Here is a 23,112-nt window from a genome sequence, read left to right on the forward strand (position 1 = left end):
AAAATACGAATTTTTCTGATCAACGGTTTAATTAAGGTAACATAACAAAAAAATCAGAATGAAAGAGTCACTCCTCCATTCTGATTTTTAATTAATCTTGCTTATCAGTCCTATTTGACAAAGAGCCAATTAAACAAAATAATAAGAGTGTATAAATAAGAAAGAATCACTCACTAAGTTTCTGCATTTTTTTGTAATTGATGACGATAACACCGTTACTTTTCACCATTAAATCAGTATTACTTGAATGTGCATCGATTTCAACTACCGCAGAGTTACTTAGTTGTTTGGTTATAACACCTGTTTGACGCTGACCATGAATCAAGAAAGTGACCTGAGTATCAACAGTGAATAAATCCCCTTCAGATGAAGGAACGACAGGACGATTAAAGTTACTAAAATTAGACATTCTTTAAAACTTCCTTTCTTAACTATCTCTATTATAGCACAAATCACTGAAAATTTCTGAAAAGGAAAAATTAAGCACAAATTTAACTGTTTTTCTCTTTACACCAAGATCAAAAAGGACTATAATTTTCCTATATTGCCAGCTTAGCTCAGTTGGTAGAGCAACGCACTCGTAACGCGTAGGTCGTAGGTTCGATTCCTACAGCTGGCATTTCTTAAAGACTGACTAATCAAGGTTTTCGAAACCTTGATTAGTCAGTTTTTTTATTTTGCGCCCAAAATGTACCTAAGCATTTAATTCATTTTTTTGAGAAATGAGTTTTGCAAACGTCTATTTTTCTCTCTAATTGTATCATTTAAAGAGCTATAATAATTCAATGTAACTGATGGATCACTATCAACAGGTTGTTTAGTCTAGATGATGTCGCAGTAAGAAAGGCACAAGTAAGTCTGTTTTTACGGGCCCTAGAGCGTGCGATATGATTCTAAGAATATTCGCTTTTTCATATGTTTTAGCAAGAAATTTATTAAGGATTTTGTTAGTCACGGGATTAACTTAGTCATTCAGAAAAAGAAATTTTTTTCTTGTTAATAGAGACAACTCTTTTCCTTGTTCCAAATTAGCAAATTAATCAGTATTACTTCTAAATTTTTAGGTAAATCGACAAGTCTAACTAATTCAATTATCTTGATTTGAGTAACAGCTATGCTTCGTTTGTAGTTGTGCGACGTATGAATAGAAATTAAATGATTTTTAAAATCAAAAGCACTTTTATCTAATCCTGTGGGCTCTTGAAATTCTGTCACTAGAATATTTTGATGGCTTATGCATCAATCCTTCCAAATAATATAAAAAAATTATTTTTGAATCTTATGATCGTATGCAAATTGGAATCGTCTGTCAATTTCAGCTTTAATTTTTTCAATGGGGTAGTATGATACTTGACTGCTGAATTCAGATTCGTAGCCTAAATCATATATATAATCATCCATTAAATCATTAATTTTTTCATTGCTCCAATCAACTTCACCATTAGATTTCCAAGTTGCAATTTGTGCTTCTTTTTTTGCTATTATAGCTGCTTTTTGTTGATTAAAATAATCAGTAATAGCCGATTTTTTTTTCTGAAATTCATAATCTACACCTTCTGATGCAACAGTGTTATCTTTAGATGCATCAGGTTCAACTTCTTCTGGAGAGTTGGCTTCTGTTGCGGGGGGGACAGTCACGTTTTTAGATTCTTTTTGCGCAAGAAATTGATCCATAGTTAAATTACCAAGATACTGATAGAATTGTCCGTCAACTATCACAGTTCCATCAGCATTTTTTATAATTTCTTTTAAATCATTATTTAACGTATAAGTCATTTTAATAGCACCATCTGATATAGAAGCAAACTTAATATCAAAGATTGGTATTGTTACGTTATTCGAAATCGTGATGGTGTTATCAGGATTTAAAAAGAATAGTTCTCCTGAATTTGAGACACCCCAACCACCCACGAAATCATTTATCGAAATTTGCTTTTCTTCTGAACTTGAAGAACTTTCTTTTGATTCCGAAGAGGATGAGCTAGTTTCTTTCGTTTTCTTAGTGATTGCCTTTTTTGCTTGTTTCTTCTTAGTATAAGGTTTGAGTGTTAGTAAATCTTTATCCTTGTTTGTAGGAGTCAATAGGATATTTTTATTTTCTTTTTTCAATGTATACTCTGACTGCTCGCCATCCATTGTCCAGGTTAATTTATTTCCATTCAATTTATATTCCGCATCAAATTCCATTTTAGCGATGAGATCTTTAGCATACTCTTCTCCAAACGCTTCCCACTCGTTAGAAGCAGAAGACTTCATTGAATCAGTATCCACCTTGAAACTTACCTTATTCTCAGAGAAGTGTACTATCATTGTTGCTTCATCATCTTTAGATTCTAATTCCCAATCATTCTTTTTTAGATCGCTTTTAGTAATTTTACTGCTGCATCCAACCAAAATAAAAATTACACATAATATTATGAACACTTTTTTCATTTCAAACCCTCCTTTGCTTCTTATATTTTATGGAGTTGAGAGAACTTATTCACTCACATTTTTGATTGATAAAAATTAGTTTGCTTCAGTAATACAAGGTTTTTCATCCTCAAAATCAAAGAAACCTAAGTTAATTCCCAACGCTTCAACTCCTTTTATCAAATTCTGCAATAGTTAAACTTCACTCGATTCCGTATAGGCCTTTTAAATAAGCCCTAATTACTTCTTGTCATGATACGTCATTAAAGCTTATAGCACTCCCAATCAATTTCTCTATGTTTGTTTCAGTCCTTGGGATAATTTTTTACAATCAAATAAAAAATCTATAGATATGTCAAAATAATTTGTGACTTTTTGAATTTGACTGATCATTTTTTTTCTTTCTAACAAAGAAGAATACGATGAAGGGAGAGCGTTAGATTCATCATATTCGTTGAAGCGAAAGAGTTAAAAAAATTCAAAAAGGTTTTATCTTTAAGTAAATACTGGAATAGTAATTTTAGCGATATTCCTTTATTATAAGTGTATAGAGTAAGTGCCCAGTCTTCCCCAAAAGATATTACTCTATAACACATACTTTTTTTCATTTATTTTTCCTTTTTTCCCATCTCATCTGAGATGGGTTTTTTCTTATTCCTTGGTTGGATAAACAAAAAAGGCATCAAGATATTTTTAAGTTATTGGGTTGATTATTTCAATTTTCACCACAGATTGTGAGTTATAAATAGTCTCTGGTTCTTCAATATCAAAAAAGAAATTCGAGTTTGAAAGCATTTCCAAAAAACTTTGGACTAAGTTAGGGTAACGTCCTTTCAAAAGATTGAAAGAATGCCCCTCGATTGATTCGAAAGAAGGAGCGGTCCATCCTTTCATTTCTTGAAAATAATAGGTTTTAAATTGTTGCTCTTCATGGAAAATTTGTGAAGAGCCATCTGAAAAATGTACTTTGAGTTTTGGCATTTTTAAGCCTCCTTATATAGAGAAATTATAGCAATAAATGTTTAGAAAATATAGATGAGTTTGCTTATAATTGGTAGAAACACTTTTATTTCCATTTTATCTAAAAAAGTAAACTAAATTAAGCTGAAATCTAGTTTAAAAATATAACGAAAACCGTTTAAGTCCCATGTTGAAGAAAATACATGAAATTTTTGGGAACCAATCGATATAGAAATGTAAGCGTTTTTCAGTTAAATTTAAATCAAGGAGTAGATGCATATGAATCTAGATGAACGAAGCAATCAAGTATTTATTTCAATGGTTCACAGCGCGCAAGAATCGAGTAAAAGCTTAATGAAAAAATTCGCTTTGAGTCGAGGTCAGTTGAATTATGATCTGCAGAAAATTAATGACTGGCTCTCTGACAATCATTTTGAACAAATCAAGCGAACTAAAAATGGTTATTTGATTATTCCAAATGAAGTAAGAAAAAAGTACCAATCTCAAAATACGTCAATCGATCAGTTAGAGGATTATCTTTATTCTAAACAAGAACGAATTTATTTGATTGAAGTCATGCTTTTAAGTAAAGAAGAATATTTGTCATTAAATCATTTTATTGATGCATTAAAATTAAGCAAAAATACAGTTCTAAGAGCGTTAAAGGCACTTGAAAAAAGCATTATTCCTTACCACTTAGAATTGATCTATTCTCGATCAAATGGTTATTACATTGAAGGAGCAGAATGGGATAAACGTCAATTATTGAGAGATGCATTAAATTTACTAGCGGAAACAAATAATGGCTATATTCAAATTAGTGAATTTGCTCAGTTAAGAGAGGAGGAGTTGATTTATTACAAACAAAAATTAGAATCAATTGAAAAAGAATTGAATGTTCGTTTTACGGATGAACAAATTGCTATTTTACCTATTTTTTTTCTTTTAATTCTCCGAAGAATTGCCAAAGGAAAAACAATTCAATATGATTTTGAAATCGATTTTGATGTTTTAGTAAGCACAAAAGAATATGAAGCAATGAAAGAAATCAGCGAAATAATTGATAACGTCAATGAAGAGGAAGAAATTTATTTAACATTACAGTTATTGGCTACCAATGTTTCGAAAGCAGATATTTTAACTAAAGGTGAGCTGTTTCGGATGCACTATGCATTGAATGAGATGTTACTCTTATTTGAAAAAGGTTCAGCCATTCGAATAGAGAACCGAGTGAAACTGTTGACGCAATTAATGCAACATATGAAACCAGCTTATTATCGCATTAAATATGAAATCAATTTGATCAATCCATTTTATGAAGCAAATAAAGAGAAAAAAACAGCACTCTTTTATTTAGTGAAAGAATCAATGAGTCCATTAGAAAAATTTTTTGGTCAGTCAATTTCAGATGTTGAGATATTTTTTATCTCATTATTTATCGGTAGCCATATTATCGGTACTAAGGATTCTGAAAAAGAAAAAGGGGATTTAACAGCTGCGATTGTTTGTCCAAATGGAACATCCGTATCTATTCTGTTAGAGCGAACGTTGAAGAAATTATTACCTGAAATAAATTTTTTACCTGTTATGTCAATTCGAGAATTTTACAAAAATAAACCTTCTGTCAATTATGTATTTTCAGCGGTACCTATTGAAACGACGAAAGAATTATTCGTAATTAATACCTTTTTGACGGAACGTGAGAAGCGTCAATTAAGACAAAAAGTAATTAGCACAGCAACTGAATTGGATCAAAGTTTATTGACACCTGAAAAAATAATAAAGGTTATTAAAAAACATGGGGCTATTACTGATGAGATGAGTTTATATCATGAATTACTTGAAATGGTTGAAGGTTTAGCTATTCCTATCATCGAAAAAAAGAAATTGAATTTGGTTGATTTATTAAAAATCTCTTCCATTCAAATCATATCCGAAACTATCAGCTGGCAAGAAACACTTATTCGCTTAAGTCAACCGCTATTAAAAGACAAAGTGATTGAATCAACCTATGTTACAAAACTTTTGGAAGAGTTTCCGCAAATTCCCCCTCAAATTGTTTTGAGAGAAACGGTTGCTTTACCACATACAGAACCTGAGTATGGTGCTTTAGATGTGGGAATGAGTTTAGGAATTATCAAAAAAGGACTTTCGTTTGAAACCAAAAAGCTTTATTTTGTCTTTCTGCTTGCTTCAAATGATAAGGAGAAACATGTGGAAGCTATTTTTCAATTAATGGAGTTAGCAGGAAATAAAGAGTTGTTGAAAAAATTAAGAGCAGTAAATTCTAAAGAAGAAGTTATAGCCTTACTTTACGAATTTATGAAAGGGTATAGGGGGGAATAAAATGAGTGAAGATAATTTACCGTTTATCGAGTTTATAAAAGAACCATTACTACTTGTTCAAAAAGATTATCAGTCAAAACGCGAACTATTTGAAGCTGTTTTTCAAATTGCATTTGATCAAAATTGGGTTAGAGAAGATTTTTTGCAACGAGTTCAAGCAAGGGAAGACGAATTTCCAACGGGGATTCAATTAGAAAATCTAGGAGTTGCCATTCCGCATACAGATCCAGAATGCGTGTTGAAGGAATTTGTGGCAGTGATTACATTGAATTCACCAATATTATTTCAACAAATGGATGACCCAGCTAAAACAACACCAGTTGAAATAATTTTTGTTTTAGGACTAAATCAACCTCATACACAACTGAAGATGCTTCAAACTTTGATGGGATTGATGCAAGATACTGAAAAAATAGCTTCAATTTTGGAAATAAAAACAACAAATGAACTGTTTTTATCTATTAAAGAATTTAGTAAATAATCGACGAGGAGAGAAAACAATGAAAAAAATTACCGTTTTAGTTGCATGTGGGGCAGGAATTGCTACCTCTACTGTTGTAATGAAAAAAATTGAGGATTTATTTAAGGATAATAAGCTAGATGCGAATTTTTATCAAATCAAAATTTCAGAAGCAGCTTCGAAACAAGATGGCGCCGACATGTTAATTTCCACAACCGTACTACCAACAAACTATAAAATTCCTGCAATCACAGCGATGCCTTTTTTAACAGGGATCGGAGAAGAGCAGCTGAAAGAGAAAATTGTGGAAGTAGCTAAAGGTCTTGCATAAATATTAGTTTCATTCACTTGAGTTAAAAAGTTATAAAAGAGACAGCTGAAAACAATCGTAAAAAATAGGAGGGAATTTTTTTGGATACATTAATGAATATAGTGCAGAGTATTTTAAATATGGGACCTAGTGTTATGTTACCAATGATTATTTTTGTTTTGGGTTTAGTTTTTCAAGTAAAGCCTGGCAAAGCTCTTGTCTCTGGATTAACCGTTGGAATTGGTATGATTGGGATTAATCTTGTTATTAATTTATTAACTTCAAGTGTGGGACCAGCAGCACAATCAATGGTTGAGCGATTTGGTTTAAATTTAACGATTATTGATGCGGGTTGGCCAGCAATTGCGGCAGGAACATGGGCACAACCGATGGCCGCTATTATGATACCGATAATTTTATTGGTAAACGTGCTTATGCTAATTACTAACCGCACCAAAACTTTGAATATTGATATCTGGAATTATTGGCATATGATTGCTGCAACTTCAACAGCTTATGTTGTAACTAAAAATTGGTGGTTCAGTATTTTATGTGGGATTGCCTATGAAATTATTGTTCTGATTATTGCTGATAAAACAGCACCAGCAGTTCAATCCTACTATGGTTTAGAGGGCGTTAGCTTTTCTACTGGATCAACAGCTGGTTATGCGGTGATTGGTATTCCTGTTGGTTGGTTAGTAGATAAAATTCCCGGTATTAAAAATTTGGATGTTAATCCAGAAACGATTCAAAAAAGATTTGGTGTGTTTGGTGAACCAATGATTATGGGGATTATTATTGGAGCGGCATTAGCTGCCCTTGGTGGTTATGATCTTTCAGGTATTTTACAAATGGGAATGACAATGGGCGGAGTGATGTTTTTGATGCCTCGTATGGTAAAAATACTGATGGAAGGATTGATTCCCATTCAGGAAAGTGCGCAAAAACTGTTACAAAAACGGTATGGCGACCGAGAAATCTATCTTGGAATGGATGCGGCGTTATCAACAGGTTCGCCAGCAACCTTAGCGACAGGCTTATTGATGGTTCCAATCACCTTATTTTTAGCAGTAATTTTACCAGGAAATAAAGTATTACCTTTTGGCGATTTAGCAACCATTCCATTTTTTGTGGGGATGATTGTTCCAAGTCGCAAAGGAAATATTGTTCATTCTGTTATTTCATGTACGGTAGTGATGGTTTTTGCTTTATGGATGGCCACAAATTACGCCCCAGTTTTAACTAAAATGGTGGAAGGGATTGTGGAATTTCCAGAAGGAGCGGCAGAAATTACTAACTTGGATACAGGCGGAAATATTTTAAACTGGATTTTCTTAAAATTATCAGAATTATATCAGTCTGTATTTTAAGCTAAAGGGAAAAGTATCAGGAAATATTAGTGAATAGCTTGGTTTTTTTAAGTGTATTCTAGTTAAACTTGTTTATTAGCAATATAGGAGGGATTTACTTGGCAGAAACAAAAATAAAAACAATGATGGCTGTTACTAAAGTTGCAGATGGATATGACCGAATGGAATTAAAAGAAATACCTATTCCCAAGGTAACTGATGATAAAGTTTTAATAAAAGTTGCCTATACTGGAATCTGTGGTTCAGATATCCATACATTTAAAGGAGAATATAGCAATCCAACCACACCAGTCGTTTTAGGGCATGAATTTTCAGGGGAAGTTGTTGCAATTGGGGGAAAAGTTACCTCAATAAATATAGGGGACCGTGTTACGAGTGAAACGACATTTTCAGTATGTGGACACTGTGACTATTGTCAGCAACATCAATATAATCTTTGTCCAGAAAGGAAAGGACTTGGAACGCAACAAAATGGTAGTATGACTGATTATGTTTTGGCAAGAGAGGAAAGTATCCATCAGTTACCAAATCAATTAAGTTATCAAGGCGCAGCATTAAGTGAACCTTTAGCTTGTTGCGTACACGCGATGTATCAAAAAAGTAAATTAGATTTGCAAGATACAATTATTATTATAGGACCCGGACCAATTGGGTTACTATTACTTCAAATTGCCAAAGAAATTGGCGCATTTGTTATTATGACAGGCATTACCAAAGATCAACACCGATTGAAACTAGCACAAAAAATGGGGGCAGATATTACTGTCAATACTAAAGAAGAAGAATTATCAGAAGTAGTTAATAAGATCACTGATGGTTATGGAGTTGATAAAATTTATGATGCTTCTGGTTCTATTCAAGCAGTTAATGCGAGTTTACCACTAATGAAAAAAGGTGGTGAATTTATTCAAGTAGGACTTTTCAAAGATAAATTTAATTCATTAGATATTGAATCAACGATTCAAAGAGAAATAAAGTATGTGGGAAGTCGTTCTCAAAATCCATTTGATTGGCCAATAGCCATTCATTTATTGGCTAAAGGAGCAATTAATGTCGATGAAATGATTACAAAAATTTATCCGTTAGAAGAATGGCGTCGAGCTTTTGAAAAAGTTATGGAAGGGAACGAAATCAAAGTTTTGCTTGAATCAAATGGTAGTGAATTGAAATAAGCTTATTAAAAAAGGAGAACATAATGATAATTGCTATAGCAAACGATCATGGTGGTTTTTATCTAAAAGAAACGATTGTAAGGCATTTAAATGAGAATGGCTTTACGGTTTTAGATTTAGGGACTAAAACGGCAATTGAAAGTGCTGATTATCCAGATTATGCGCAATTAGTTTCTGAAAAGGTTATAGAAAATCAAGCCAATCTGGGTATTCTTTGCTGCGGGACAGGGATTGGGATGAGTATTTCTGCTAATAAGGTGCCTGGAATCAGAGCGGCAGTGGTAAGTGATGTATTTTCCGCACAAGCAACAAAAGCTCATAATAATACGAATGTTTTATGTTTAGGAGAACGAGTTATTGGTGAAGGACTAGCCTTAATGATTGTTGATACTTGGCTAAATGCTACTTTTGAACAAGGGCGTCATCAAAGAAGGGTTGATAAAATCAGTGCCTTAGAAAAAAACTATTTTCATCATTGAAAAGTAAAAATAAATATTATTAGGGAGTATCTGAAGACTAAGTGGCCAAAATATTGGCTACTATCGTTTTCAGATACTCCCTGTAGTGCTCAAGTTAACAAATTTTATTGAGCTAAAATAGCATCTATTATGATTTTTTAAGTAAGTGCTATCTAAAACTTAGTTAAATCGTCACTGTTAATCTAGATAGACTCTGAAATTTTACAAAAATTCGTCTAAAATAACAGCAATACCATCTTCATTATTAGATAAGGTCGTTTTATCAGCGGCTGCTTTTAATTCTGGAACTGCATTGTCCATAGCGATGCCAATACCAGCATAATTAATAATCGACAAATCATTATGTCCGTCACCAAAAGCAATGACTTTTTCAGCTGGTATATTTAACTTACTTAATACTTGATCTAACGCATTTGCTTTATCAATTCCTTGATCTGTAAATTCAAAATACATAGGAGCTGAAAAAACACCACTGACTTGTTCTTTAAACGGAGCAACTATTGCTTCGCTGTTTTCTCGTAAATAATCAGGTTGACCAGCAATTAGAATTTTGTGTAAAGGAAAGTCAATAAATTCAGCTAAATCTTCTTTTTCACACAGTAAGAAATTACCACCTCGAGCCTCATATTGAATAATGTTGAATAAACCCATTGGCTCATCTAATTCCAACATACAATCATACACATCATTGACGTACATATAATCATTTTGAACAATCATAGGTTTTACTTCGAATTTTTTTAAATGTTCTAAAATAGAACGACTTAATTCGATAGAGAGTGGTTGACTAAAAAATTCTTTATCATTTCCCGCTTCACAAACATAAGCCCCATTAAAAGAAATGAGTAAACCATTATATTGATCCATTTCTAATTCTACAGCTGCCTCTTTCATTGCAGCATGAGGTCTCCCAGAAGCTAGTACCAATTTGATTCCATTTTTTTGTGCTTGTATCAATGCTTCTTTAGTTTTAGTAGTAATTTCTTTTTGATCGTTGAAAAGTGTTCCATCCATATCTAAAACGATTGCTTCAATTGTCATCATCTGTTCCTCCAATTTGATTTTAAATGGTTAACTCAATACGATTTCCTTCTGGATCGGCAATGACTGATTCATAATAACCGTCGCCAGTAGTACGACAAGGACTTAACAAAGGGTAGCCATCATCGGCTAATTTTTTCGTTAAGGAATCTACGTTCTCCTTTGAACCTAATGAAATAGCTAGGTGAGTAAAGCCGAGTATTTCAGATTCTGTTTTTTCTGTTACATCTTTCCGTTGCATTAATTCTAATCTAGCGCCAGTCTCGAAAGTTAAAAAATAGGAAGAAAAACCTGTTTTTAAATTCTCATACCGTTCACCAGAGTTACAGTTAAAATAGGTTTCATAAAAGGTACGCATCGCTTCTAAATTTTTTGTCCATAAACCAATATGTTCGATTTTCATTTAATATACTCCTTCAATTAATTTATAAAATTAGTATAAATGAAAAAAGCAGATGGATGTGATTAATAAGGTTTATTGAAAAAAAAAAGTCATTTAAATAAGAAAAGTGTTGTTTTTTTGAGACTTTTTTTTCAGAAGTGACATATAAACAACGTATTTTTGTTCAAAGAAATGAACAAACTTTAGCTAAGTATCAAATTAGGTTATAGAAACTAAATTCTGAAAAATCAGTGAATTTTAAACAAAATAAGTCCCATAAATGTTCATTTATACTATCACTTGTTTAATAGTTATTGTAGAAGAAAAGCGAAAAAAACTAAAATTGGGCACTAAATATTTTTTCAACAATAATTATGAAATTAGATTTTTTAAAAGATTCAACGTTTTTTTTAATAGTTTTAAAAATTCTTTTGCTTGATTTTTATTATCCACAATTTCCAAACAACTAAATAAGTAAACGAGGATTTTTTCATTTTCTTTTTTATTTTTTGAGTTATTTAAAAGCTGTTGAATCTGCGGTAAAATAATCGTTCGATAATAATTATTTTGCTCAATTGTATATTCAAGAAACTCTTCAAATAGCATCGCACTATTTTGAGGGAGATGAGTTGAATAACTGTTTTTGAAAAAGTTAGGATACATTTTTTTGGCACATTTCAAAATTTTTAAATCATTCTTATAAGTCAATTGTTTTTCGTCTAACGCGGTAATTAATGCAAGCAATTCGTTTTCATCGAGGCTTTTTTTTTGATCAACAGTTTTCAGTAATTGAATGACATATTCTTTAAATTCTCCATATTTAATCCATTCGACAGTGGTATTTCCTAAAAGAGCAATTTTTTCTAAGCGTTCAGGTTTTGGTAAGTTATTTCCTTTTTCCCAATTGTTGATTGTGCTTGCACTTGAAATTCCTAAAAGTCCAGCAAAGCCCATCATGGTATAGCTATGTTGTTTTCTAATAGATTTGATCCTGTGACCAGAAGCGATTAAGTCAATATTCATGTTAAAGAAACTCCCTTCTCTTATGATTCTTTTTTTAAAAATAACTATCTTGTAAAAATGTTACGAAAATGATACTATTTTTATAACATTTCAAACCTTTAGACGGTTGTATTTCATGTTCCTATAATATAAATACGCAGCAATCTCTTTTAATTTTTTCGAAAAAAAATTTTATGTCGAAATAATGGGAAAAAAGCTTTATTTCGTACAAAAAAATTGCGTTAATGAACGATTCCACAGTTGTTGGTGACTAAGTTCAATACATAAGAAAAAATCATACATAATAAAAGGAGTCTCTTTTTTATTGACCAAGCGTAGAAATGTTAAAAAAATGAATGGAGTATAAATAACAAGGAAAAGTGAGGATACAGACATAACCATAAAAATGGGGGAATAAAATGAATTATACTGAGATACTTGATTTTGAATCGAAAAAATTACTACAGACATTTGCTTTACTTAGAAGTTCAGCAAATACAGTTTTACTATCAGATTTAACCAAAAAACTTAATGTAGATAAAAAAACAACGATGAGGTATCTAAAAAAATTAAGTGAACTTATTCAAGAGTATGGTCTAGAAAGCTCTCTTGAAATTATCCAAGTCTCTAAAAATAAAATAAAATTGGCAAGTAAAAATGATTTAGATGTAGAATTCTTTAAAATGCAATTTTTAGGAAGTATACCAGAAGTCGTGATTATGCAAAAAGTATTAGCAGAACATCCCTTTCAAACCTTTGACTTAGCGGATCAACTTGGTATGAGTGAGTCTAGTGTGAGAAAAAGGATGCAAAAAATCAATCATTGGTTGAATACTTACCAACTAAAGCTAAAGCGTGCTAGTTATCAATTGATTGGACCTGAAATACAAGTAAGAGAATTTATGCTACAGTTTAATTGGTTAGTGAATCAAGGAATCAACAATGAATTACTTTTAGACCATGAAGGAATTTTTGAAGAACTCTATCGACAGATTACGCTTTTTTTTCAATTGAATTTAAATGCTTCTCAAAAAGATCAGCTTATTTGTTTACTACAAATTGCTTATAAACGATCCAAAGCTAATCACATTCTTGAAGTAGATAATTTATTTAATTCGTATCTTTCTAATAGTTTTCTTTTTCAAGCTTTTAAAGAAATGCTGGCCCCTGTTTTTCATCAAGAAGAGGCGAGCTATCTTTTTTTGATTATCCAAGCTAAATTTCTATCTTTTTTTAGTGCTGAAAAGCAAGCCTATGTTTTAAGGGAACATTATCTTGAAAAAACAAGTTGTTATAATAAAACTTCGATAGCTACAAAGGCATTAAAAAGAACGTTTAGGGAATTTAATTTAGTTTATACAAAAGAAAGTATTTGTTATTTGTTAAGTTTGCATCTTTATTACCAGTTAGTTAGCAGCTTTTCATTTGAAAAACTAGAGCAAGTAGAAGAGTTAACGTCTGTGTATCCTAATTTTTTTAAGAAATTAAACACAGTCATAGCCGAGTTGCAGAAAAACTATTTGTTTTTTCGGCAAATCAATTTAGTAACCATGCAATTACGTTATTTTACGATTCTTTCTACCTTAACTACGCCAATCCAAGAAGAAACAAGACGTTTAATTTATTTAGTTACGGATTTCTCTTTTGAAAAAGAAAAAAATTTAGCGGATAGTCTTACTCGTTATTTTAAGGATAAATTCAATGTTCATGTGGTACATGGGAGAAGAGCTTCTTCATTGAATTATGCTGAAATTATTGTAGCGACTGCGATTAACAAAGTATTAATTGAACAAGAAGGGTGTCCCGTTTTACTGATTGATTCGATGACTTTAGAAGAGCTTTTCCTTAAAATAGAAAAATATTTAAAAAACAAGTATTAAAATGAAGCCCTTTCAATAATTTGTGATACAATAAAGTTCAAAGAAAAATTGGAGGTCTTTTGATGAAAAAAATTCAACTTGGCACAAGCGATTTAGACGTAGCGGCTATTATTTTAGGCTGTATGAGAATCAGTAATGCTGAAAATCCAACGGCAATCATAGAAACAGCTTATGAGAATGGAATTAACTTTTTTGACCATGCCGATATTTATGGTGGCGGAGAATGTGAGACAATTTTTGGAAAAGCGATCAAAGAAACTTCGATTAAGCGAGAAGATATTATCATTCAATCTAAATGTGGGATTCGTAAAGGATTTTTTGATTTCTCGAAAGAACATATTATTGCTTCTGTTGAAGGAAGTTTGAAAAGACTAAATGTGGATTATTTAGATGTGCTATTACTGCATCGTCCAGATACATTAGTTGAACCAGAAGAAGTGGCAGCAGCGTTCGATCAATTGAAAGAACAAGGGAAAGTCAACTATTTTGGTGTTAGTAATCAAAAACCAATGCAAATTGAATTGTTAAAAAAGAGTGTTAAACAACCGCTAGTTGCTAATCAATTGCAATTTGGAATCAAACACACCGGCATGATTGATCAAGGGATTCATGTAAATATGAAAGATGATGCTAGTATTGATAGAGATGGAAGTATTTTGGATTATTCAAGACTGAACGATATGACCATCCAAGCGTGGTCACCATTCCAATATGGTTTCTTTGAAGGGGTTTTTCTTGGAAATGAAAAATTCCCTGAACTGAATAAAGTGATGGAGCAAATTGCTGAAACACATTCTATCTCAACAACAGCTTTAGCTTCAGCTTGGATTTTAAGACATCCAGCAAACATGCAAGTAATTGCTGGAACAATGAATCAACAAAGAATCAAAGAAATAGCTGCTTCAGCTTCGATTGAATTAAGTAGAGAAGAATGGTACGAAATTTATCGAGCAGCTGGAAATATTTTACCATAAACAAAAGAACTGTATGTTTTAGTGTTAGTCTCAATTAGAATCACATAAAATCAGCGATACTTCCTAGAATTGAAGCAATCGCTGATTTTTTTGAAGTTTTTATCTGTCATCCTGAACAATCGCTAATCAAAATGCTTGTCAATTATTTTTCCACCATGGAAAAATAATTCATAGGTTAGTGAATCTTCGAAAAAAATCTTTTCTACTCCTGAAAACTTATTGAAATTACCGTTCACTTCCATTAGGTAAGTGTAATCATCTTTACGATAAAATGTTTTCCCTCGATAAGGAAGTTCGATACTAGGATACATGAGCGCTTCTTTCAGAAATGAACTTTTAAATTCAGCGTTAAGAACATCTCCATAATAATTCATAGACCATACAGGTTCATCTTGATACCAAATCACTTCTTGCCCAGAGAACGAGTGTGTTCCAAAATAAGAATCTAAATGAACAAAATCGCCCTCACTATATTTTAAATCATAACTATTTGGACGTGAACTTTCTGTTTTCCCTATGCTACTTGCATAAGTGTTTTGTTTTGCCCGCACTAAAAATTCTACTATGTTCTTCATAAATTTCCTCCTTGATAAAAGGATACCTAGACCTAATGGTAATTTCAAAAGAACAAAAGATAAACAGAACATTTGTGTTACACTTTTCCTAATTTATTTAGTGTGTGGAGGAAACGTAACAGACAATTGACTAAAATAAACGAACTTTCGTTCCTAATTACTGCAAAATCGACGGATGTTTGTTAGAATAAGAGGGAAGTCAGTTTGCTTAAGATGAGGAGAAAAAAATGACAAAAAAGAAATTACTTTTAGTTGATGGAAATAGTGTTGCTTTCCGAGCTTTTTTTGCACTACATAATTCACTGGAAAAATTTAAAAATAAAAATGGACTACATACAAATGCGATTTATGCATTTAATAATATGTTTGAAAATGTTATGACGAAAGAAAAACCAACCCATGTGTTAGTCGCTTTCGATGCTGGAAAAACAACGTTCCGAACAGAGTTTTATCCAGAATATAAAGCAGGTCGTTCCAAAACACCTGGCGAATTCAAAGAACAAATGCCTTATATTCGTGAATTGTTACAAGGGTTAGGAGTTAAATATTATGAGCTTCCCAATTATGAAGCAGATGATATCATTGGAACCCTTGCGAATAAAGCGCCCAAAGATGAATTTGATGTAGTTGTTTTATCTGGAGATCGGGATTTGACTCAGTTAGCTACAGATTCAGTAAAAGTGGATATTACAATCAAAGGAGTTAGTGACCTTGAAACGTATACACCTGAACATGTAGCGGAAAAATATGATGGATTGACGCCTAACCAAATTATTGATATGAAAGGCTTGGCAGGCGATACATCGGACAATATTCCAGGTGTGACTAAGATTGGTGAAAAAACAGCGATCAAATTATTGAAAGAATTTGGGTCTGTTGAAGGAATATATGAGAATATCGATTCATTGAAAAAAAGTAAAATGAAAGAAAATTTGATTAATGATAAAGAACAAGCGTTTATGTCAAAAAGATTAGCTACAATCGATGTTGATGCGCCAGTCGAAGTAAAGATAGAGGACTTAGCGTATAACGGTAAAGATTTAGATAAATTGGTTCCTTTTTATAAAGAAATGGATTTTAAACAATTTCTAAATAAGTTGAATGTGGAAGAAGAGCCTGTTGATTTAGAAGATGTTCATTTTGATGTTGTAGACTCATTTACAAAAGAGATGTTTACAGAAGATATGTCATTATATGTTGAGATGATGGAAGCGAATTATCACAATTCTCCTATTGTAGGTGTTGCTTGGGGGAATAAAGAGAAAATCTATGTAACAAATAGTTTGGAGTTATTTGAAAACGAGGCATTTAGTGAATGGTTACTTTCTGATCAAACCAAGAAAAAAGTCTATGATGCAAAGCGTACGTATGTTGCATTAAATCGCTACTTAGGAAAAATGCAAGGTATTACGTTCGATGTGCTTTTAGCCGCGTATATTTTAGATACTAATGATAATAGTTCCGATATTGAAGGAGTTGCAAATCATTATGGCTATGGAGATATTCAATCAGATGATGTGATCTATGGAAAAGGGGCTAAAAAAGGGCTGCCTGAAGATGAAGAAGTATTCTTTAGTCATCTTGCTAGAAAAATCAAAGCGATTGAATTTCTTTCAGAAAAACTTGATAATGAATTAACTGAAAAAAATCAAGCACAACTTTTTTATGATATGGAACTTCCGCTTTCGACAATTTTAGCTGATATGGAGATTACAGGTATTCGTGTAGATGCAAATCGTTTAAGTACAATGCGAATTGAATTTTCAGATCGCTTAAAAGAAATTGAAGAAAAAATCTATGCGGAAGCAGGAGAAGAGTTTAACTTAAATTCACCTAAACAATTAGGCGTCATTTTATTTGAAAAAATGGGCTTGCCTGTGATTAAAAAGACGAAAACAGGCTATTCTACAGCAGTAGACGTTTTGGAACAATTAAAAGAACAAGCACCAATAGTAGAAGATATTCTTGTGTATCGTCAAATTGCCAAAATACAATCAACTTATGTCGAAGGCTTGCTAAAAGTAATTGATTCGGATGGTAAAATTCATACTCGTTATGTTCAAACATTAACGCAAACAGGTCGCCTTAGTTCAGTCGATCCTAACCTGCAAAATATTCCGATTCGATTAGAAGAAGGACGGAAAATTAGAGAAGCATTTGTTCCAAGAGAAAACGATTGGTTGATTTTTTCATCAGATTATTCTCAAATCGAACTACGGGTACTTGCTCACATTTCTGATGATGAGCATTTAAAAGAAGCCTTTTTAGAAGGGCAAGATATTCATACAAGTACAGCTATGCGAGTATTTGGAATTAGTGATCCTGCTGAAGTAACACCAAATATGCGTCGTCAAGCGAAGGCAGTAAACTTTGGGATTGTATACGGAATCAGTGACTACGGTTTATCACAAAATCTAGGAATTACAAGAAAACAAGCGCAACAATATATTGATACGTATTTTGAAAAATATCCTGGAGTAAAAAAATATATGGAAGATATTGTACGTGATGCTAAGGATAAGGGCTTTGTTGAGACACTTTATAATCGACGTCGTTATTTACCAGATATTAATTCTCGAAACTTTAATTTACGTTCTTTTGCCGAACGAACAGCGATTAATACGCCAATTCAAGGTAGTGCAGCGGACATCTTGAAAATTGCTATGATTCAGATGGCTAAGCGCTTAAAAGAAACAAATATGCAAGCGACGATGTTACTTCAAGTACATGATGAACTAGTTTTTGAAGCGCCAAATTCAGAATTAGAACAATTAAATGAACTAGTCAAAGAAGTCATGGAACAAGCCGTAACACTTCAAGTACCTTTGATTACTGATAGTAGTTGGGGTAAAACTTGGTATGAAGCAAAATAAACTGTTCGTCTTAAAAGAATGAGAGCGAAAAACTATAGAAAAGTGGCTGTGGAGAAAGTTGTTTATTTTTCTCAGTCACTTTTTGTGAACGAAAAGAGGGGAAAGGTATGCCAGAATTACCTGAGGTAGAAACTGTAAGAAAAGGATTAGAGCGATTAGTAGTTGGAAAAACAATCCAACAAATGACGGTACTTTGGCCTAGAATTATTGAACAGCCGGATGTTGAAATATTTGAAAAAAAACTGATTGGTCAAAAAATTGAAAAAATGGAGCGCCGAGGAAAATTTTTAATTTTTAAATTAACTAATTATGATTTGATTTCTCATTTACGCATGGAAGGAAAATACGAAACGCATCTTCCAACAGATGAACGAAACAAGCATACACATGTAATTTTTACCTTTACAGATGGAACTGAACTGCGTTATCTGGATGTGAGAAAGTTTGGGCGAATGGTTTTAGTTGATCAAGATCAAGCGGTTAATTATAAAGGTATTCTATTACTCGGTCCAGAACCAATTCCAACTGCTTTTAAATTACCAGAATTTCGTAAAGCACTAAAAAAACATAAAAAAGCAATCAAACCGCTTCTTTTAGATCAACGGCTAGTTACTGGGTTAGGCAATATTTATGTTGATGAGGCACTCTGGGAAGCAAAAATTCATCCAGAACAATTAGCAAATTCGCTTAAACCGAAAGAAATAGAGCAATTGTATAACGCAATTATTAATGTTTTAGCTCGAGCGGTAGAAGCAGGAGGCACGACGATTAGAACGTATCTAAATGCTTTAGGTGAAGCAGGAAAATTCCAACTTTCTCTTAATGTTTATGGTCAAAAAGACAAGCCGTGTCCAAGATGTGGAACGCCAATCAAAAAAATCAAAGTGGGGCAAAGAGGGACTCATTTTTGTCCTAAATGTCAAAAATTGAGGATGGTGCATCAATAATGGGAATGACATTAGGACTTACAGGTGGAATAGCAACTGGGAAAAGTACCGTTGTTAAGTTATTTCAAGAATATGGCTTTCCAATTGTAGACTCAGATATTATTGCACGTGAAGTCGTGGAAATCGGTACACCTGGCTTAAAAGCAATTTCAGAAGAATTTGGTTTTGATATATTACAAAAAGATGGTTCTTTGGATCGTAAAGCATTAGGAACAATTATTTTCTCTGAACCTGAAAAAAGAATCCGTTTAAATCAATTACTTTCACCATTTTTAAGAGCTGAAATCACAAAACAAATAAAAACTAAAAAACAACAGGCAAATCTTGTCATCGTTGATATTCCTTTGCTTTATGAAGGTGGCTACGAAAAAGAAGTCGATCAAGTTGCTGTAGTATATGTACCAGAAAAAATACAAATTCAACGCTTAATGATTCGGGATGAATTGACAAAAGAAGAAGCAGAAAAACGGATAGCAAGTCAATGGTCAATTGAAGAAAAGAAAACGAGAGCAAACATTGTTTTTGATAATCAAAAAGATCGAGCATGGACAAAAAAGCAAGTGACGGAGTGGTTGGTAACGAATCAATTTATTTAGAAGAAAGTAACTAATTATTTCCATCAGAATTGTTACTGCACCAACTTTCTATTTAGTTTTAGGGGAAGAACAAAAGTGCTACAACATTAGAATGTATTTACTATCATTTTTGGCTAAGGGTGTATCAGAAAAAACAGCAACAATCTTGTTGAAAAAGTTTTTCTGATACACCCTAATAACTGTGCCGTTTTTTTGAGAAAATAAAAAAATAACATCCTTATTTTTTCTTACTCCGATTTCATGTTATAATAAGAAACACAACAAAAAAATTGAAATAAAAACGAGGTGAACATTATGCATTGCCCGAAATGTCATCATAATAATTCAAGAGTTATTGACAGTCGTCAAGCAGATGATGGTCGTGCGATTAGACGTAGAAGAGAATGTGAAAGTTGCGGCTATCGCTTTACTACATTTGAAAGAATTGAAGCAGCTCCATTACTCGTCATCAAGAAAAATGGCGATCGTGAGGAATTCAATCGAGAAAAAATGCTAAGAGGATTGATTCGTTCCGCTGAAAAACGACCAGTAACGATGGAACAAATGGTCCAAATAGTTGATAATGTAGAAAATCGTGTCCGTAGTATGGGAGAAAATGAAGTTTCAACTCACTTGATTGGCGAATATGTTATGGAAGATTTAGTTAATTTAGATGAGATAGCTTATATCCGTTTTGCTAGTGTTTATCGTCAGTTTAAAGATATGAGTGTCTTTCTAAAAGAACTACAAGATATTGTCGACAAAGCAAAATCAACGAATACCGAGATATAGAGAGATTAAGGAGGCTTTTCGTTGAACCAAGAAAATAAACTATATCCTAAAGATTTATTTCAAACGATGATTGCAGAGTCATTGTCTAATAAAGAACAAGAAGTACTAGCATTACTGTACCAACCAATTATTGGAGCGCAGGCGTTTAGCTTATATTTGACTTTACTTTCTGAAATTTCTTTTCCAATGGGAATGAGTGAAGAGCTTTTTCATTCAGAGTTGATTACGATGTTAGATTTAAGTATCCAACAAATTGAGACAGCTAAATTAAAATTGGAAGGAATCGGTTTGCTAGATACCTTTATTAAAGTTGAAAATTATGAAGATAAAAAATATTTTTATCGCTTAAATCATCCAGAAACCGTTGAGCGTTTTTTTAAAGATGAAGTATTGGCATTAACCTTGCTCAATATTGTTGGTCAAAGAAAAATGGATAAACTATTTAAACATTTTCAACCTAAACATGCTCAATTAACTGGGTTAAAAAATATTTCAGCCAGCTATAAAGATGTCTATGTATTTAGAGCCGAACAAATTGGAACCCATCAAACGCTATTGAATAAAATGGCAAATTCTTTCGCTGATCCTCACCCACCTGAAAAAGTATCAGCTGTTACGGACAGCTTTACGTGGGAATATTTTTTAGAAGGAATCAAAAAATTAGGTGTTCAGCTTCCAGATGATGTATCAGGTTTTAAAGAAGAAGTCTATGTATTCCATAATTTATTTGGAATCAATGAACTAGATATGGTTGAATTTTGTTCGAAATCATTTGATTATTATAGTAATAAAATTGTTATTAAAGAATTTGAAAAAGCAATTTATCAAACCTATGATACGGATAAAAAACAAAGAGAGGCCGAAGTCACTAAAAATGAAACGGCTGATTTAACGAATGAGGAACAACAAACCTATCGGTATAATTCATTAAAAATGAATGGTTTTTCTGAACAAGATATTTTAATGATTATGGATAGTGAACGAAACTTTCCTTTAAATTATTTAGAAGCACTTAAAAGTGAACGAGGAGGTTATACAACTCCGCAAGAACGATCACTAGTAAAATATTTAGTCAGTAAATCTGGTTTACCGAACAGTGTAATTAATGTATTGATTAATTATGTTTTCAATATCCAAAAACAGCCAACGTTAAAAGCAGATTATGTGAATCGAATTGCGAATGAGTGGGCTCAAAGCGAGATTTTTTCACCTGAAAAAGCAATTACTCATGTTAGAGAATTAGCTCGAAAAGGAAAAGAAAAGCAGCAAAATCGAAATAATTATGGGACAAATAGACGACCAATCAGACAAGAAACCCTACCAGACTGGGTGGAAAATCCAACTGCAGAAAAGAAACTGTCAGAAGAACGACAAGCACAATTAAGAAAAGAATTAAATGAACTTTTGAAGGAAGAAGGTGAGTAACATGGAAGATGTTGGAAAAGAAATGTCTAAAATTATTCAAAAAAGAGATATGAATGAACGGTATAATGAACTGGTCGAAGTTGTTTTGAAAGATCCTGATGTCCAATTATTTATTAAGGAAAATAGAACACGTTTGACAGATGAAGATATTCAAAAAAGTTATTCTAAATTGTACGAATATGTGCAAGAAAAAAAGAAATTTCAATTAAATGATCCGACAATGATTGCACCTGGATATGAACCCAGATTGGCTTTAAACTTTCATTATATTGATGTGACCTATGTACCAACAAAAGCATTGATCGCTAAACAAAAAGAAGAAGAAATTCGCCAACGAGTGCGTGCGATGGATATACCGAAAGATGTTCGCGAAGCTCGTTTGAATAATTTTGATTTGAGTTCTGATGGTAGGGAAGAAGCGTTAGCTGAGGCGATGAAATTTATTAAAGCCTATTCAGCGAATACAAAAGAATTTCATAAGGGACTTTATCTTCAAGGAACTTTTGGGGTAGGAAAATCATTTTTATTAGGTGCGATAGCTAACAGCTTGGCAGAACGAGGGTATGTGACGACAATCGTCCATTTTCCAACATTTACCGTGGAAATGAAGCAAGCAATCGGAAAAGACATGGTTGGTGAAAAACTAGATGCAGTAAAAAAATCACCGATTTTGATGATTGATGATCTTGGAGCTGAATCTATGACTTCTTGGATTCGAGACGATGTTTTAAGTGTTATTTTGCAGTATCGTATGCAAGAACAGTTACCTACGTTCTTTTCTTCCAATTTAAATTTAAAAGAGTTAGAAAAACATTTAGCGGTAACTCAAAGAGGGGAACAAGAGCCACTTAAAGCAAGAAGGATTATGGAACGTATCCGTTATTTATCAAAAGAAATTATGATGAGTGGAAATGATCGTCGAAATGGTCCAACGATCTGAAAATGTTTAGTAAGAGATTAAATGAACGAACAGATCGTTGAACTAAGAGAAGGAATTGATTGAAGTAGTGCTATATATTTCGTCTCAATTCCTTTTTAAGTCGGATGAAAAAGAAAAATTAAATTAATTTTTAAAGATAAATTAACCTATTATTAAGAATCTTCGTGTATTGTTATTTTATATTGAGTTAGAAAAGT

General features: G+C 32.5%; 21 protein-coding genes and 1 tRNA gene. 15 read left to right on the forward strand and 7 right to left on the reverse strand.

Going from position 1 to position 23,112, the window contains the following annotated elements; all coding sequences use genetic code 11:
- Positions 1–166: 166 nt before the first annotated feature.
- The gene (locus tag ACYSNW_RS17700) at positions 167–409 is read right to left on the reverse strand and encodes a hypothetical protein (RefSeq protein WP_461746766.1); all 243 of its coding nucleotides are present in this window, start codon (positions 407–409) and stop codon (positions 167–169) included.
- Between the two features lie 137 nt (positions 410–546).
- Here ACYSNW_RS17700 and ACYSNW_RS17705 point away from each other — a divergent pair.
- A tRNA-Thr gene (locus tag ACYSNW_RS17705) sits at positions 547–619 on the forward strand.
- Positions 620–1,266: 647 nt separating this feature from the next.
- Here the strand turns inward: ACYSNW_RS17705 and ACYSNW_RS17710 are convergent.
- Positions 1,267–2,433, reverse strand: a complete 1,167-nt coding sequence (locus ACYSNW_RS17710) for a DUF4950 domain-containing protein (protein ID WP_461746768.1) — start codon at positions 2,431–2,433, stop codon at positions 1,267–1,269.
- Positions 2,434–3,105: 672 nt separating this feature from the next.
- Positions 3,106–3,393, reverse strand: a complete 288-nt coding sequence (locus ACYSNW_RS17715; RefSeq protein WP_461746770.1) for a hypothetical protein — start codon at positions 3,391–3,393, stop codon at positions 3,106–3,108.
- 258 nt (positions 3,394–3,651) lie between these two features.
- On the opposite strand from ACYSNW_RS17715, the gene ACYSNW_RS17720 reads away from it, so the two are divergent.
- The 6 genes from ACYSNW_RS17720 (at position 3,652) to rpiB (ending at position 9,509) form a co-directional block, all read left to right on the forward strand.
- Positions 3,652–5,718 (forward strand): BglG family transcription antiterminator, encoded by a 2,067-nt coding sequence (locus tag ACYSNW_RS17720; protein WP_461746772.1) that lies wholly within the window; start codon positions 3,652–3,654, stop codon positions 5,716–5,718.
- A gap of 1 nt (position 5,719) precedes the next feature.
- Positions 5,720–6,199 carry a PTS sugar transporter subunit IIA gene (locus ACYSNW_RS17725; protein WP_461746774.1) on the forward strand — a complete coding sequence of 160 codons (480 nt, stop codon included), beginning with the start codon at positions 5,720–5,722 and terminating at the stop codon, positions 6,197–6,199.
- A 19-nt stretch (positions 6,200–6,218) separates the two neighbouring features.
- On the forward strand, positions 6,219–6,509 hold the full coding sequence (locus ACYSNW_RS17730) for a PTS sugar transporter subunit IIB (protein WP_461746776.1): 291 nt from the start codon (positions 6,219–6,221) through the stop codon (positions 6,507–6,509).
- An 80-nt stretch (positions 6,510–6,589) separates the two neighbouring features.
- Positions 6,590–7,858: a PTS galactitol transporter subunit IIC gene (locus ACYSNW_RS17735; protein ID WP_461746778.1), complete on the forward strand. Its 1,269-nt coding sequence runs from the start codon at positions 6,590–6,592 to the stop codon at positions 7,856–7,858.
- 122 nt (positions 7,859–7,980) lie between these two features.
- Positions 7,981–9,030 (forward strand): zinc-binding dehydrogenase, encoded by a 1,050-nt coding sequence (locus tag ACYSNW_RS17740; protein ID WP_461746814.1) that lies wholly within the window; start codon positions 7,981–7,983, stop codon positions 9,028–9,030.
- Positions 9,031–9,053: 23 nt separating this feature from the next.
- On the forward strand, positions 9,054–9,509 hold the full coding sequence (gene rpiB, locus ACYSNW_RS17745) for a ribose 5-phosphate isomerase B (RefSeq protein ID WP_461746780.1): 456 nt from the start codon (positions 9,054–9,056) through the stop codon (positions 9,507–9,509).
- A 201-nt stretch (positions 9,510–9,710) separates the two neighbouring features.
- Here the strand turns inward: rpiB and ACYSNW_RS17750 are convergent, their stop codons facing one another.
- The 3 genes from ACYSNW_RS17750 to ACYSNW_RS17760 all read right to left on the reverse strand — a co-directional run bounded on the left by ACYSNW_RS17750 (position 9,711) and on the right by ACYSNW_RS17760 (position 11,955).
- Positions 9,711–10,550, reverse strand: coding sequence for a Cof-type HAD-IIB family hydrolase (locus ACYSNW_RS17750; protein WP_461746816.1), 840 nt, complete (start codon positions 10,548–10,550; stop codon positions 9,711–9,713).
- 22 nt (positions 10,551–10,572) lie between these two features.
- Positions 10,573–10,953 (reverse strand): VOC family protein, encoded by a 381-nt coding sequence (locus tag ACYSNW_RS17755; RefSeq protein ID WP_461746782.1) that lies wholly within the window; start codon positions 10,951–10,953, stop codon positions 10,573–10,575.
- A 351-nt stretch (positions 10,954–11,304) separates the two neighbouring features.
- Positions 11,305–11,955, reverse strand: coding sequence for a helix-turn-helix domain-containing protein (locus ACYSNW_RS17760; RefSeq protein ID WP_461746784.1), 651 nt, complete (start codon positions 11,953–11,955; stop codon positions 11,305–11,307).
- 398 nt (positions 11,956–12,353) lie between these two features.
- Between ACYSNW_RS17760 and ACYSNW_RS17765 the strand changes: the two genes are divergently transcribed.
- Both ACYSNW_RS17765 and ACYSNW_RS17770 read left to right on the forward strand, forming a co-directional pair.
- On the forward strand, positions 12,354–13,814 hold the full coding sequence (locus tag ACYSNW_RS17765; protein ID WP_461746786.1) for a helix-turn-helix domain-containing protein: 1,461 nt from the start codon (positions 12,354–12,356) through the stop codon (positions 13,812–13,814).
- Between the two features lie 62 nt (positions 13,815–13,876).
- On the forward strand, positions 13,877–14,788 hold the full coding sequence (locus ACYSNW_RS17770; protein ID WP_461746788.1) for an aldo/keto reductase: 912 nt from the start codon (positions 13,877–13,879) through the stop codon (positions 14,786–14,788).
- 122 nt (positions 14,789–14,910) lie between these two features.
- Here the strand turns inward: ACYSNW_RS17770 and ACYSNW_RS17775 are convergent, their stop codons facing one another.
- Positions 14,911–15,363, reverse strand: coding sequence for a DUF5680 domain-containing protein (locus tag ACYSNW_RS17775; RefSeq protein ID WP_461746790.1), 453 nt, complete (start codon positions 15,361–15,363; stop codon positions 14,911–14,913).
- Between the two features lie 227 nt (positions 15,364–15,590).
- Here ACYSNW_RS17775 and polA point away from each other — a divergent pair, with 227 nt between their 5' ends.
- The 6 genes from polA to dnaI all read left to right on the forward strand — a co-directional run bounded on the left by polA (position 15,591) and on the right by dnaI (position 22,915).
- The gene (polA, locus tag ACYSNW_RS17780) at positions 15,591–18,236 is read left to right on the forward strand and encodes a DNA polymerase I (RefSeq protein WP_461746792.1); all 2,646 of its coding nucleotides are present in this window, start codon (positions 15,591–15,593) and stop codon (positions 18,234–18,236) included.
- A gap of 107 nt (positions 18,237–18,343) precedes the next feature.
- Positions 18,344–19,183 (forward strand): DNA-formamidopyrimidine glycosylase, encoded by an 840-nt coding sequence (gene mutM / locus ACYSNW_RS17785; protein WP_461746794.1) that lies wholly within the window; start codon positions 18,344–18,346, stop codon positions 19,181–19,183.
- Positions 19,183–19,779, forward strand: coding sequence for a dephospho-CoA kinase (gene coaE, locus ACYSNW_RS17790; protein WP_461746796.1), 597 nt, complete (start codon positions 19,183–19,185; stop codon positions 19,777–19,779). Before mutM ends, coaE begins: the two co-directional genes overlap by 1 nt.
- A gap of 294 nt (positions 19,780–20,073) precedes the next feature.
- Positions 20,074–20,550 (forward strand): transcriptional regulator NrdR, encoded by a 477-nt coding sequence (gene nrdR / locus ACYSNW_RS17795; RefSeq protein ID WP_461746798.1) that lies wholly within the window; start codon positions 20,074–20,076, stop codon positions 20,548–20,550.
- Positions 20,551–20,571: 21 nt separating this feature from the next.
- Positions 20,572–21,975, forward strand: a complete 1,404-nt coding sequence (locus ACYSNW_RS17800; protein ID WP_461746800.1) for a replication initiation and membrane attachment family protein — start codon at positions 20,572–20,574, stop codon at positions 21,973–21,975.
- Between the two features lies 1 nt (position 21,976).
- A complete protein-coding gene (gene dnaI, locus ACYSNW_RS17805) occupies positions 21,977–22,915 on the forward strand; it encodes a primosomal protein DnaI (protein WP_461746802.1) in 939 nt (312 codons plus the stop codon).
- The last annotated feature ends 197 nt before the right edge of the window (positions 22,916–23,112 follow it).

This window comes from Enterococcus sp. LJL99, assembly GCF_054871725.1.

What these genes read in the sequence shown, in the direction of transcription:
- ACYSNW_RS17700 (WP_461746766.1), bottom strand. Translation starts at nt 409, where the DNA reads ATGTCTAATTTTAGTAACTTTAATCGTCCTGTCGTTCCTTCATCTGAA.
- ACYSNW_RS17710 (WP_461746768.1), bottom strand. Translation starts at nt 2,433, where the DNA reads ATGAAAAAAGTGTTCATAATATTATGTGTAATTTTTATTTTGGTTGGA.
- ACYSNW_RS17715 (WP_461746770.1), bottom strand. Translation starts at nt 3,393, where the DNA reads ATGCCAAAACTCAAAGTACATTTTTCAGATGGCTCTTCACAAATTTTC.
- ACYSNW_RS17720 (WP_461746772.1), top strand. Translation starts at nt 3,652, where the DNA reads ATGAATCTAGATGAACGAAGCAATCAAGTATTTATTTCAATGGTTCAC.
- ACYSNW_RS17725 (WP_461746774.1), top strand. Translation starts at nt 5,720, where the DNA reads ATGAGTGAAGATAATTTACCGTTTATCGAGTTTATAAAAGAACCATTA.
- ACYSNW_RS17730 (WP_461746776.1), top strand. Translation starts at nt 6,219, where the DNA reads ATGAAAAAAATTACCGTTTTAGTTGCATGTGGGGCAGGAATTGCTACC.
- ACYSNW_RS17740 (WP_461746814.1), top strand. Translation starts at nt 7,981, where the DNA reads ATGATGGCTGTTACTAAAGTTGCAGATGGATATGACCGAATGGAATTA.
- rpiB (WP_461746780.1), top strand. Translation starts at nt 9,054, where the DNA reads ATGATAATTGCTATAGCAAACGATCATGGTGGTTTTTATCTAAAAGAA.
- ACYSNW_RS17750 (WP_461746816.1), bottom strand. Translation starts at nt 10,550, where the DNA reads ATGACAATTGAAGCAATCGTTTTAGATATGGATGGAACACTTTTCAAC.
- ACYSNW_RS17755 (WP_461746782.1), bottom strand. Translation starts at nt 10,953, where the DNA reads ATGAAAATCGAACATATTGGTTTATGGACAAAAAATTTAGAAGCGATG.
- ACYSNW_RS17760 (WP_461746784.1), bottom strand. Translation starts at nt 11,955, where the DNA reads ATGAATATTGACTTAATCGCTTCTGGTCACAGGATCAAATCTATTAGA.
- ACYSNW_RS17765 (WP_461746786.1), top strand. Translation starts at nt 12,354, where the DNA reads ATGAATTATACTGAGATACTTGATTTTGAATCGAAAAAATTACTACAG.
- ACYSNW_RS17770 (WP_461746788.1), top strand. Translation starts at nt 13,877, where the DNA reads ATGAAAAAAATTCAACTTGGCACAAGCGATTTAGACGTAGCGGCTATT.
- ACYSNW_RS17775 (WP_461746790.1), bottom strand. Translation starts at nt 15,363, where the DNA reads ATGAAGAACATAGTAGAATTTTTAGTGCGGGCAAAACAAAACACTTAT.
- polA (WP_461746792.1), top strand. Translation starts at nt 15,591, where the DNA reads ATGACAAAAAAGAAATTACTTTTAGTTGATGGAAATAGTGTTGCTTTC.
- mutM (WP_461746794.1), top strand. Translation starts at nt 18,344, where the DNA reads ATGCCAGAATTACCTGAGGTAGAAACTGTAAGAAAAGGATTAGAGCGA.
- coaE (WP_461746796.1), top strand. Translation starts at nt 19,183, where the DNA reads ATGGGAATGACATTAGGACTTACAGGTGGAATAGCAACTGGGAAAAGT.
- nrdR (WP_461746798.1), top strand. Translation starts at nt 20,074, where the DNA reads ATGCATTGCCCGAAATGTCATCATAATAATTCAAGAGTTATTGACAGT.
- dnaI (WP_461746802.1), top strand. Translation starts at nt 21,977, where the DNA reads ATGGAAGATGTTGGAAAAGAAATGTCTAAAATTATTCAAAAAAGAGAT.